This window comes from Paraburkholderia sp. XV (genome assembly GCF_020177535.1).
Lineage (GTDB): Bacteria > Pseudomonadota > Gammaproteobacteria > Burkholderiales > Burkholderiaceae > Paraburkholderia > Paraburkholderia caribensis.
The window spans coordinates 1-12345 of sequence record NZ_JAGUUD010000174.1 but is presented as its reverse complement, the minus strand read 5'-3'; the positions used below and the strand labels follow the sequence as shown (position 1 = coordinate 12345).

Below are 12345 nucleotides of genomic sequence, written 5' to 3'. Positions count from 1 at the left end.
CTAGATAACGCATCGCGGATGCCAGCGAAAGCAAAAGCAAATCGCGGATGCCAGCGAAAGCAAAGGCCAAAAACCCCGACCGGTGAAGCCTGAAGCCCGCTAACAAATCACGTTCGAGACATTACGCGCGCATCCGCAGCGACCATCGCAGAGGCAACCCAAACAGCATCGCAGATACGAGAAAAACGCCAACCACCCGAGCGTCGCAGACAAAAAAAACATCACTCCCGCATATGCCGATCCCCTTCATACGGAGCCCCAGCCTCCGTCCCATCCCCGATACGATTGATCGTCCCCTGCGCGACAGCGACGAGCCTTTCCTTATCGCCATCGGTGACGAACACATCGCACTGACAGGTAGCCTGCTGCCGCCCCACATACACCACTTCCGCGCGTGCCATCAGCACGCCCGCCATCGCGGGCCGCAGATAGTTGATCTTGTACTCGCCCGTCACAACACGAGGCCCAAGCGCCAGCGCACCAGCAAAAGTGAGCGCGTTATCGACGAGATAACTGATCACACCGCCGTGCACGAAACCATGCTGCTGCCGCAATTCGTCGCGGATCGGCAGGCACAGCGTCAACTCGTTCGCACCGACATACATCAGTTCGGTGCCGAGCAGCACGCTGAATGGCTGGGCGTGCAGCGCGCCGCGCGCCCGGTCGAGTAGGTCTGTCATCGTCGTTCCTTCGGGCATAACCCGCATGGCGATGTCCCCACTCTAGGAAGCGTGAATGCAGCGCGTCAAGGGAATTCGCAGAATGGCGCTGCAATTATTGTGTAAATCGACGTAATCGCACCGCGTAAGCTTCCGAAATACTCACGCACCAGGAATTTTGCCGACGAGCACTCAAGGCTTCGCCTGACATTGCCGTAAACCCGGATGCACTCCCGTCCTTCTCAGCAATTCAGGTGTTTCGATGTTCAGCAAGATCAAAGTCGCTTCAGGCTTGTTAAGTGTTCTGGCCGCTTTCTGTATTTTCCAGCTGGTGACGGAAGGGCTCGGGTTCTGGTCGATGACCCGAACGCACGACGACGTCAACGATCTCGCGAACGTCGCGCTGCATCAGGTGAATGCCGTCAATGAGACGACGCAGCGTCTGATGGACGCACGCATCAACCTGTCGCGCGCCGGCACGCGGATGGTGCGCGGCGGCGCGGAACCGACCGATATCGTCCAGCACGCGCGCGAGCAGCTCGCTGCCGCGGACCGGTCGTTCGCGGTCTTCATGACCGCCCCGAAACTCAACGACGAAAACAACGCGCGCGCCGCCGCACTGAACGAGAAGTACCAGAAGATTCACACTGCGCTCGGCGAGCTCGCGCAATACCTCGACGCGGGCAATATTCAGGCGTTCCTCGACCAGCCGACCCAAGGCATGCAGGACGCGTATCTGACCGAGCTGCACAACTTCACGCAATTCGGCGACGCGACGGGCCGCGCGTCGATGGATTCGATCGACGCACGTCAGACGCTGTTCCGCTCGGTTGGCCTCGTCATTCTGGCGCTACTGCTGGCGGGCACGGCGGGCGTATATGTGGCGTTGCGGCGCGGCGTCGTGGGTCCGCTGGAAGAAGCGGGACGGCACTTCGAGCGAATCTCGCAAGGCCGCCTGAACCAGCCGATCGAAGCGCGCGGCACGAATGAGATCGGGCGTTTGTTCCTGGGCCTGTCGGTGATGCAGGCGAGCGTCGCGCGTACCGTGAAGACCGTGCGCGAAGCCGCCGATTCGATCTATATCGGCGCCGACGAAATCGCCACGGGCAATGCCGATCTGTCGGCGCGCACGGAGAATCAGGCTGCATCGCTCGAAGAGACGGCGTCGAGCATGGAAGAGTTGACGGCGACCGTGCGCCAGAACGCCGACCACGCACGCGAAGCGAATGCGCTGGCGGAGACGGCACTCGATGCGACCTCGCACGGCAGTGACGTGGTCAATCAGGTTGTCGCGAAGATGCACGGCATTGCGCAAAGCTCGGACCGTATTGCGGAGATCATCACGGTGATCGACGGCATCGCGTTCCAGACCAACATTCTTGCGTTGAATGCGGCCGTCGAGGCCGCGCGCGCGGGCGAGCAGGGACGCGGTTTTGCAGTTGTCGCGGGTGAAGTGCGCGGTCTCGCGCAGCGCAGCGCGCAGTCGGCGAAGGAGATCAAGCAACTGATCAGCGAGTCGGTCGCGGAGATTCAGGGTGGGTCGGTGCTGGTCGAGCGCGCGGGCGAAGCGATGCGCAATGTATCGGAGTCGATTTCGCGGGTCACGCAGATGATGGCCGAGATCAGCGCTTCATCGCTGGAGCAGAGCACGGGTATTGAGCAGGTCAATCAGGCCGTCGTGCAGATGGATGAGATGACGCAGCAAAACGCGGCACTGGTAGAGGAGGCTGCGGCGGCGGCTTCTTCGTTGCATCAGCAAACGCGGCAGATGAAGGATGCGGTGGCTGCGTTTGAGATTTCTGATGTGGTGTTGGTCGCGGATCGGAGGCGGCAGGGGGCGCCGGGGCTCGGCGGGGAAGCTTTTGTTTGAACGCGGGTTTTCTGTTTTTGCTTTTGCTTTTTGCTTTTTGCTTTTTGCTCTTGCTCTTGCTCTTGGGAACGTGTTTGCGCCTTCGCGGCGGGGGCGGTTCTGGTTCGCCTGGGTTTTGCGCTGGCATCCGCGATTTGTTTGTGGTCCGCATGCGTCGCCCCTGTGCGGGGCGGCACCTACTTTTCTTTGCCGCCGCAAAGAAAAGTAGGCAAAAGAAAGCGGCTCAAACCGCCAGCCCATGTTCGTATCCACGGGCCCCCCACGTCCCCACACTTCGCACGGCAACGCACCGGTTTGCGTGCGTTGCCAACGCTCTCGCTGTACGCCTCACCCGCTTCACGCTCCCCCGTCGCAGCACGCCGCGCCAGACAGTCCACGGCCGCCCAGGTGGCAAACTGTGTGTCGCCTTTCGCGCCATACGCGCATCACTCCGGACTGTGTAGCAGGATTGGTGTTTCTGGTAAGAGCGCCAAGCTTTGCGGCGCGACACCCTACACACAGTTTGCCACCTTGGCGGCGCATGCCATTGACTGCCGCTGGCCCTTGTACGGGCGCATGAAGTGGGTGAGGCGATTGCTCGACGGGCTGGCAACGAACGTGCGGCACGTGATTGCCGTGTGAAGCGTAAGAACCTTTGGGGGCCCTCAGGCAAGAACTAGCACTGGCGGTTTGAGCCGCTTTCTTTTGCCTACTTTTCTTTGCGGCGGCAAAGAAAAGTAGGTGCCGCCCCGCACAGGGGCGACGCGTGAAGCGAGCTAACAAAACGCGGATGCCAGCGCAAAGGCCAAAACACCGAACGGCACCGCGTGCAACACGCTAACAATTCGCGGATGCCAACGCAAAGACCAAAACCAAACGGCGACGAGTGAAGCACGCTAACGAACGGCGGATACCAGCGCAAACCCCGAGCAAACCGCCCCCCACCCCGCGAACCCGAAACAAAAAAATCAAACCCCAGGCAACGCCGCATAAGCAGTAGCAAGATGATACGGCGTCGTCGAAGGCATCTCCGCCCGCGAAACCTCACCCGTTTGCGTCCTGCATTCCACCCAGCCCTGCGCATTCAAAAACCGCGGCTGGAACCGCCCAATCTGCTGCGGCAACACTGCCCGCACATCATCATCATGATGCACGGCAAGTGCACGCAGATACTCCGTCTGCGCCCAGATCCGCTGCGTTGAATCCTTGACCCCGCCCGCTTCATCGAGCGCCGCGTGCACGCCGCCCGTCGCCGCATCGACGCCCCTTTCGTGCGCGAACAAAAACGCACGCGCGAGCGCCTCGCGCAAACCCGACCCGGCCAGCACATCGCCCGCCTGCCGCACGAGCCAGAACCATTCGAACTGATGCCCCGGCTCAAGCCGGTTATCCGCACTACCGACGGGCAATTCGGCAATACACCCCGTCGGCTGATGCACGAAAGTACGCGCAATGGCGTCACCGAGCTTCGCGAGCGCCGTATCGAACGCGGCGTCCTGTGTAGCGGCGCGCGCCGCGAGCCATGCCTCCGTCAGATGCATCAGCGGGTTTTGCAGCGGCATGTCGTCCGTACCCGAGAAGCCGGCATCGAGCGCGGCGTGCAACAGGCCGTCACGGGCAGCAAAGCGGTCCTCGATCAGCGACGACGCGCGATGCACAATGTCCAGCGCATCGCGGTTGCCCGAACGCGCGCCGTATTCGGCACATGCGAACACCACGAACGCGTGGGTGTACAAGTCCTTGGTGGTGTCGAGCGGCACGCCTTGTGCGTCCACGCTATAGAACCATCCGCCATGCGTGCTGTCCTGAAAGATACGGGTCAGCGATTCGAACAGACGCTGCGCATGCTGCATCTCGCCTGCCAGCGCGAAAACGAACAACTGCCGCGCACACGCCATTGCGCGGTAACGGGTGACGGGCAGCGGCGTGCGGCCGTCGGCGGCGACGGCTTCGTAGGGCAGTCCGAGCGCGGCGTTGAAACCCGGGCCTCGCCAGATCGGCAGGATGACGCGCGCGAAATGCTCGCGTAGCGCGGCCGCGAGCTCAGGCGTCGATGTTGTTGCATTCATGGTGCGGAAGATCGAAATAGGAATGGAAGGCGAAGGCGTACCCGCCGATGCTGCAGCATAAGCCAATCGGCGCGCACCGGGCATCAGGGCGCACGCGCCGTAAGACAACGGCAAGGGCGAGGGCAAAGACAAAGACGCAGGCAACCGGCGACATCACAAGGAGAACAACATGATCGGCAATTTCGAACTCATTTCCCGGCTCGTGCTCGCGGCGGCACTCGGCAGCGTGATCGGCTTCGAGCGCGAGCGGCTTTCGTGGGCGGCCGGGCTGCGCACGCATATGCTGGTGTGCGTCGGCTCGACGCTCATCATGATCGTGTCGGCGTTCGGCTTCGCGGATGTGCTCGGCAACCAGCACGTCGTGCTCGACCCGTCGCGGATCGCCGCGCAGGTCGTGTCCGGTATCGGCTTTCTCGGCGCCGGGTCGATCCTGCTGCGCGGCGAGATCATCCGCGGCCTGACGACAGCCGCGAGCCTGTGGTCCGTCGCCGCGATCGGGCTGGCCGTCGGCGGCGGATTGTACACGGCGTCGATCGCCGCGACGATCATCATTCTGATCATCCTGGCCGGGATCAAACCGATCGAAAAGCGCTTCATCACGGTCAAGCAGCGCCGCCAGCTGTCGCTGCTGGTCGAGCGCGGCTCGATGACGTTTCATACGCTGCACGAGGCTCTCGGTCCGGCGAGCCCGCGCGTCAAGCAGTTCATCATGCAGCAGAGCGACGACGACGCGCAATTGGACGAAGTGACGATCACGCTGCACCGCGTCTCATCGACGGAGTATGCGGCGATCTGCGGTCAGTTGCGCGCCATCCAGGGCGTCAAGGAGTTTCGCGACAATGGCGAGCCGGCGTGAGCGTGATCTGCCCACGATCTTCCGGCGCGGCGCGCGAAATGCCGTCCCAAAAAGGCTGCGATCCACTTCTGTGACCCTCTTTGCATGAGACAATGCAGACTCTAGAAAAATACCGACAGCAGCGCTGACGGGCGCCATGAGTGGCGACGAACGCTGCGTTCCCGCTTTTCCTACATGGCAGATTCCGCAGAATCCACGATTTCCCGCCCGTCGCGCGCCCGTTCGCAGAATCGGCGCACGTCCACTGTCTCCCCCGAAACCGAAAAGAAGCTTGCGCGCGCCGCGCGCTCGGCGCAGCGTCTCGCGCAACTGAGCGATGCCGCGCGCGACGGCAGCACGCTCGACCTCTTCCCCGACGACACCGCGCGCGCCGAGCAGCAGGCAATGAGCATCGACGTGCGGCAAGGCACGCTGCAGGGCTTCGAACTGCCCGATGTCGTGTTGGCGGCGGTCGGCGCGCCGGATGGCGTAGGCTTTGCGGCGGGTGCGGAAGGGAAAACTGCCGCGCGCGCGATGCGTGGCGCGGCGCAGCCGAAGGATCTGGCAGCGGGTGCCGGGCTGCATGACGGCCAGATGGTGATCGACACGGAAGCGGGCGCGCCGGAGCCGGCTGCCGCCGAAAGTCTCGCTGACGGACGAGCGCTGGCTGCTTCGGTCGAAAGCGAAGTTGCGCCGGCGGCGGCGGAACCGGCTGCCGACGCGGCTTCTGATGCGCCGCCACAGGCTGCGTCGCTGGCGGCGGCGAGCGTGGTGCGCAGCGTCACGGCGCTGCGTCAGATTTCGCCCGCGGCACATGCCGCGCTTCCCGACGCCGCCGTCGATACCCAAAGCGAGCGATCGCCCGCGGCGGGCGGTTTGGCGCAGCGCGTCACGCACTCAGATAGCAAAACAGCACCGGAGGCCCCGTCCAACGTATCCGCGCATGATGCGAGCGCGGCGGTCTCGAACGAACAGCCCGCGCGAGCCGCGTCGTACGTTCCGCCATCGCAGACGCATGCGCCGCGCGCCACGCCCGAACTGGACCATGCCCGCGCCACCGCGTTCGCCGATACCGTCGATGCGCTCTACGGCGTCATCGCTGACCAGCGCCGTGCCGCCGACGACCACACGCGGCGCATGAAATGGATGCTGACGATCGTCGTCTGCGCCTTGCTGATGACGATCGCGATTGGTATCGCGCAGACGTTGCTGCTGTTTCGCCTCTCGCATCAGTCCACCGCGCACGAACAGCGCATCGAACAGATGCTGCTGAACCAGCAGGCGACGCTAGCGACGCTGCTCGACACGGACTCGTCGACCACGAGCCTTCCTGTCGCCTCCCAGGCTCCGACGGCGCCAGCGGCTCCCGCACCCGTCGCTCCGGCGGCGGCCAGGCCCGCCGAAACGCATGTGGCGCATGCGCAGCACGCCCAGAAGCGCAAGTCAGCGCACACTCACTAGTCTTCGCACGCCGGGCGCGCTCCTGTGCGTGGCGCGCTTTCTCCGATTCCTGCCTTGAGCCGCCGTCCGAGCGCTATCGCTCCGACGGGAAGTCGCGTGAAGCGCAACTAACCGTCTGCCGCGAACGGCGCCGCCGACATGGTCGCCCGCCGTTGTATCCACGCATCGGTTCTGCAAGAAAAAGGGACGAGTCTGGAAGCCTTATGCTGCGGGCGTGGTGCGATGCAATATCGCCCGAGACACTATGCGGCAAACGACCACATCAAAAAATTGCTGCATTGCACTAGCTTTGTTCTAGGGAAAACCCTATACTTCTTTCTAAGGGAAAACCCTGCACCACCAACCAACCGGGAGTCGCCATGAACTATCTTTTCGCGCTGTTCCAAAAGGTTAGCGACCTCTTCGCGTCGCCTCACTTGCCTCTGGATTCGGATTATTCGTACGAAGCACGTCACCGCGAAGCGGAGCGTGTTCGCAAGTCGCAAGCAACCTTGTTCGGCGTCCGTCTTACCGACTAATCGGTAGGCGCCTATAAAAAGACGTTGCACTGCGCATCTCGCCGCCATCCAGAAGCGGCGAATCTGAAAAGCCCGGCCTTGCCGGGCTTTTGTTTTTCCGCCCCTGAAAAACCATAAGCCTCGAACAACGACGCTCCCGTCGTTGCGCGGACCGTCGTAATCACCGGCCTATTATTTCCACGCCGAAATGAATGTAACAGCGGTTCCGCGGGCGCTGATCTATCGCGCATAGCCAAACCCCGCACATCCTTCCGAAAACACGGCAAATCCTCTTACGAGCCCGCACCTGCCGCCTGTGTCGTATGAAATGTGCGCTTACAAGTCCTCACGTCTGTCAAAGGTCTGCGCGGCTAAAGTGGGTCTCAAGCGAACGGCGAATCTCGAGACCGTCCCGGTCGATCCAGCCGTCGCTCGCAACGAAACTCGAAAGGGAGAATAGCCATGAATGCCATCAAGAAGACTTCGCGTTCGATCGTCGCCGCGCTGATCGCTGGCGGCGCACTGCTTGGCGCAGGCAGCGCCTTTGCGCAATACGCGCCCGTCCACACGCCGCCTGTTTATGAGCAGCCGCACATGATGCCGGTGGGCGTGCACGTCAACATTGGCTGGCACGGCGACCGTTACTATGACGGCCACCGCTATTGGGCGCACGACGAATGGATGCGTCACCATCCGCACGATCGCGGCCCGTACCATGACCGCGACCATCGTCCGCCGCCGCCGCGTTATTAATACGGTTTGACGTCACGCTTCACGCCGCCAACGCTGTGCGAAGGACAGTGAAGGACGCAACCGCAGGGCCGGCCGCTCGCAAGAGCGCGCCGGCCCTGTCGTATCCGGCGTCGGAAAAATGCCCGCTGCGCTATGCTTGTGAGCTTGAATGGACAACACATCAGACGGGGAATGGGTTTGAGCAAGCCAGTCGTAGGCGTAGTGGGAACGGGATTGATGGGCGTCGGCATTGCGACGCAAAGCGCGCTGCACGGACACAGGACGATCGTCCACGACGTCGATGCCGCGCGGCTCGACAGCGTCGCGCCCAAAGCGGGCGCCGTGCTCGACGAACTGATCGACGCAGGGCGCATCGACGGACAGGCAAAAGACGACGCGCTGTCGCGCATTGAAACGAGCGCAACGCTCGACGCCATGGCGGACGCGCATATCGTGATCGAGGCGATTCCCGAAGTGCTCGACCTGAAGCATCGCCTCTACGCGCAGTTGAACGGAGTGCTGCGCGACGACGCGATCCTCGCCAGCAACACGAGCGGCTTTCCGCCCGATCAGTTGACCGCGCCGCTGCGCGCGCCGGAACGCTTTTTGATCGCGCACTTCTGGAATCCGCCGCACATGATTCCGCTCGTCGAAGTCGTGCCGGGCCGCGACACCGCGCAGCACGCAATCGACACGACAGTCACGTTGATGCACGCGATCGGCATGGAACCCGTCGTGCTGTCGAAAGCGATTCCGGGCTTCGTGGGCAACCGGCTGCAATTCGCGGTGCTGCGCGAAGCGCTGAACATCGTGCGCTCGGGCGCGGCGACGCCGGATGTCGTCGACCGCGTGATGAAGGCGTCGCTCGGCAAGCGCTGGGGCATCGTCGGGCCGTTCGAAGGAGCGGACATGGGCGGCCTCGATACCTTCGTCGATATCAGCACGCACCTGATGCCGGCGCTTGCCAAAGACGAAGACGTGCTCGATCTGCTGCGCGAGCACGTGCAGGCGGGGCGCGTCGGCGTGCGCAGCGGCGCGGGCTTTTACGACTGGGACGATGCGCAGACCGCGAAGGTCAAGGCGGGCCGCAAGCGCGTGATCCAGGGAAACGGTCAGAACTGAGCGGCGCGAACGCGCACGGTCAATCACAACGAGAGCGATACATGTCCGACGTCTATTTCTACGATCCTGCCAACGGCCACGGCCTGCCTCACGACCCGTTCAAGGCGATCGTCGCGCCGCGCCTGATCGGCTGGGTCTCGACGCGTGCGGCGAGCGGTCAATTGAATCTCGCGCCGTACAGCTTCTTCGGCGCATTTTCGACATTCCCGTCGATCATCGGCTTTGCCAGCGAAGGCCGCAAGGACAGCATCCGCAATATCGAAGAGACGCGCGAGTTCGTCTGGAATCTGGCGACGCGTCCGCTCGCCGAGCAGATGAACCGCACATCCGCGCCCGTTGCGGCGAACGTCGACGAATTCCAGTTGTCCGGGCTCACGCCCGTGGCGGGGCGCAACGTGTCGGTGCCGCATGTCGGCGAATCGCCGGCTGCGCTCGAATGCAAATTGCTGCAAATCGTGCAGCTGCACGATCTGAGCGGCAAGCCGATGGACAACTGGCTCGCGCTCGGACAGGTGGTCGGCGTGCACATCCAGAACGCGTATCTGAAGGATGGCCTGTTCGACACGCACGCCGCGCAGCCGATCATGCGCGCGGGCTATCGCGCCGACTATGCGCAGATCGGCGAGATGTTCCAGATGTTTCGTCCGACGTCGTGATGCCTTGACTGAGGCTCGCCACGAAGCTCATTCGGTGGCGGGCTCATCGGAAGCCAGATCGACGTCGGCCGCTTCCGTGGCGGCGGGCGTCGTGCCTGCCGGCACCGTCGCGCTCGAAGCCGCCGCCGGCGCGAGCGTCAGCGACGCCTGCGCGCCGCGCGTGACGACGGGCACGGCACGCGGCTCGTTGTCGTGAATCACGGCGCGGATGCGCGGATAAATCTGCCGTTCCCAGCGCTGCCCGTTGAACACGCCATAGTGCCCAACGCCCGTCTGCACATGATGCGTCTTCAGATACGGCCGTAACCTGTCGCACAGATCCTGCGCCGCGAGTGTCTGGCCGACGGCGCAGATGTCGTCGCGCTCGCCTTCCACGGTGAAGAGCGCGGTGCGGCGAATCTTCGACGGCTCCACGCGCCGCCCTCGCACTTCCAGTTCGTGCAGCGGCAATGCGTGCCGCTGAAACACGGTATCGACGGTTTCGAGGTAGAAGTCCGCCGTCAGGTCCATCGTCGCGAAGTATTCTTCGTAGAAGGCGCGGATCGCTTCCGCCTTTTCCGGGTCGCCCTTCGAGCGCTCGTGATACATCGTTTCGAACGACTCCAGATGCCGTTCGAGATTCATCGACATGAACGCGTTCAGTTGCACGAAACCCGGATAGACACGCCGGAACGCGCCCTGAAAACCGAACGGCACTGCGCTGATCAGATTCCGTTCGAACCATTCGATCGGCTTGCTCTTCGCGAGCTCATTCACGCGCGTGGGGTTGACGCGCGTGTCGATCGGGCCGGCCATCAGCGTCATGCTGGCGGGCTGTGCGGGATGGTCGTCGGCGGCCATCAGCGCGACGGCGGCGAGCGCGGCGACGGTTGGCTGACAGACGGCGAGCAGATGCGTGCCCTGGCCGATCGTGTCGGTGAAGTCGATCACGTGCTGCACGAACTCGTCGAAGCCGAAGCGACCCGCCGAAAGCGGCACATCGCGCGGGTTGTGCCAGTCGGTGATGTAGACATCGTGCTCGGCGAGCATCGTGCGGACCGTGCCGCGCAGCAGCGTAGCGAAGTGGCCCGACATCGGTGCGATCACTAGCACGCGCGGCTGCGGCACGTCGAACGACGCGTGCTTGCGGAAATGCAGCAGTGAACAGAAGGGTGTCGACTGCGCGACTTCTTCGATCACATCGACGGCTTGCCCTTCGACCTCGACGCTGCCGATACCGAAAGGCGGCCGCACATGGGTGAGGCCCGCGAGCGTCAGCAATTCGGCCGATGCGCGCAGCGTCCGGCCGGGTGGCGTGGCGGCATACTCGGGCCACGCGTCGAGGGCGCCCTGCACGAGCGATGCGCCGTGGCGCAAGGGCAGCATGAAGTTGGCGAACGCCTGGTACGCCGGATAAGCGAGCGGATTCATGGCTTTCGCAAGAGATGAGAACCTGGGCCAATGACAGGCAAGTCATATGCCAATAGAGCCGAACGCGGCGGCGGCGGAATAGCCCTGCTGCCGCGATGCATTGGCATAGCCCTTGCGCGCCATTCCGTAAGGTGCCGGTTATGCCGCGAATTGGTGCGAATATGCCCGGCATCGTGCATCGCGATGCTGCGAAAGCGCCGCGATGATCTTCTGTGGAGCGAGACATGCCAAATCCGACGGCTGACACGACGGCTACCAGCACGCTGACGATCAGCAGCCGCAACTATTCGTCGTGGTCTCTGCGCGGCTGGTTGCTGGCGAAGTTCAGCGGCTTGCCGTTCGACGAGATCGTGATGCCTGTTGATGATCCCGCTGCGCGGGCTGAGTTGCTGCTGCTGTCGCCTTCCATTCTCGTGCCGTGTCTCGTGCATGACGGGATCAAGGTATGGGACACGTTGGCTATCGCCGAATATCTGAACGAAGTGCGGCCCGAGGCTGGGCTGTTGCCCGGGGATCGTAAGGCGCGCGCGCATTGCCGGGCGATATGCGGTGAGATGCATTCGGGGTTCGGGTCGTTGCGCTCGGCTTTGCCGATGAATCTGAAAGCGCACTTTCCGGGGTTTAAGGTGTGGGCGCGGGCGCAGTCCGATATTGATCGGATCGTGACGATCTGGCGCGAGTGTTTGGGGGAGTATGGCGGGCCGTATCTGTTTGGCGAGCGCAGCGCTGCGGATGCGATGTATGCGCCTGTTGTTACGCGATTTGTTACCTATGATGTGCAGCTCGATCCGGATATCGTTGCGTATGGGCAGAGGATTTTGGCGATGCCTGAGATGCAGATGTGGATTGCTGAAGCGCAACTCGAAGTCGATGAGATCGACGAGCTTGATGTTGAGTTTTAGGTTTTTTTTGGTTTGGTTTTTGGGTTTGGTTTTTTGCTTTACGCTGGCGGCCGTGATTTGCTTTCGCTTTCGCTTTCGCTTTCGCTGGCATCCGCGAGTTGTTAGCGTGCTTCACGCGTCGCCCCTGTGCGGGGCGGCACCTACTTTTCTTTG

General features: G+C 62.9%; 11 protein-coding genes. 8 read left to right on the top strand and 3 right to left on the bottom strand.

From position 1 onward, the window contains the following. Positions 1-221 precede the first annotated feature (221 nt). Positions 222-680, bottom strand: coding sequence for a PaaI family thioesterase (locus KFO72_RS39265; RefSeq protein ID WP_054933393.1), 459 nt, complete (start codon positions 678-680; stop codon positions 222-224). Between the two features lie 241 nt (positions 681-921). Between KFO72_RS39265 and KFO72_RS39260 the strand changes: the two genes are divergently transcribed. Next, a complete protein-coding gene (locus KFO72_RS39260; protein ID WP_225034326.1) occupies positions 922-2529 on the top strand; it encodes a methyl-accepting chemotaxis protein in 1608 nt (535 codons plus the stop codon). A gap of 947 nt (positions 2530-3476) precedes the next feature. Here the strand turns inward: KFO72_RS39260 and KFO72_RS39255 are convergent. After that, complete coding sequence (locus tag KFO72_RS39255; protein WP_225034325.1) at positions 3477-4577, bottom strand: AGE family epimerase/isomerase; 1101 nt, start codon at positions 4575-4577, stop codon at positions 3477-3479. A 169-nt stretch (positions 4578-4746) separates the two neighbouring features. On the opposite strand from KFO72_RS39255, the gene KFO72_RS39250 reads away from it, so the two are divergent. The 6 genes from KFO72_RS39250 (at position 4747) to KFO72_RS39225 (ending at position 9880) form a co-directional block, all read left to right on the top strand. After that, complete coding sequence (locus tag KFO72_RS39250) at positions 4747-5433, top strand: MgtC/SapB family protein (protein WP_035999190.1); 687 nt, start codon at positions 4747-4749, stop codon at positions 5431-5433. Positions 5434-5607: 174 nt separating this feature from the next. Further along, complete coding sequence (locus KFO72_RS39245; RefSeq protein ID WP_225034324.1) at positions 5608-6873, top strand: hypothetical protein; 1266 nt, start codon at positions 5608-5610, stop codon at positions 6871-6873. Positions 6874-7232: 359 nt separating this feature from the next. Next, positions 7233-7391 (top strand): hypothetical protein, encoded by a 159-nt coding sequence (locus KFO72_RS39240; protein ID WP_007587493.1) that lies wholly within the window; start codon positions 7233-7235, stop codon positions 7389-7391. Positions 7392-7832: 441 nt separating this feature from the next. Beyond that, positions 7833-8123 carry a hypothetical protein gene (locus KFO72_RS39235; RefSeq protein WP_060604897.1) on the top strand — a complete coding sequence of 97 codons (291 nt, stop codon included), beginning with the start codon at positions 7833-7835 and terminating at the stop codon, positions 8121-8123. A 171-nt stretch (positions 8124-8294) separates the two neighbouring features. Then, positions 8295-9224 carry a 3-hydroxyacyl-CoA dehydrogenase family protein gene (locus tag KFO72_RS39230; RefSeq protein ID WP_225034323.1) on the top strand — a complete coding sequence of 310 codons (930 nt, stop codon included), beginning with the start codon at positions 8295-8297 and terminating at the stop codon, positions 9222-9224. Between the two features lie 41 nt (positions 9225-9265). Beyond that, positions 9266-9880, top strand: coding sequence for a flavin reductase family protein (locus KFO72_RS39225; protein WP_035999199.1), 615 nt, complete (start codon positions 9266-9268; stop codon positions 9878-9880). Between the two features lie 27 nt (positions 9881-9907). Here the strand turns inward: KFO72_RS39225 and KFO72_RS39220 are convergent, their stop codons facing one another. Continuing rightward, entirely contained in the window at positions 9908-11290 is a 1383-nt protein-coding gene (locus KFO72_RS39220; protein ID WP_060604903.1) for a polyhydroxyalkanoate depolymerase, read from the bottom strand. Positions 11291-11514: 224 nt separating this feature from the next. Here KFO72_RS39220 and KFO72_RS39215 point away from each other — a divergent pair, with 224 nt between their 5' ends. Continuing rightward, entirely contained in the window at positions 11515-12192 is a 678-nt protein-coding gene (locus KFO72_RS39215) for a glutathione S-transferase family protein (RefSeq protein ID WP_225034322.1), read from the top strand. Positions 12193-12345 lie beyond the last annotated feature (153 nt).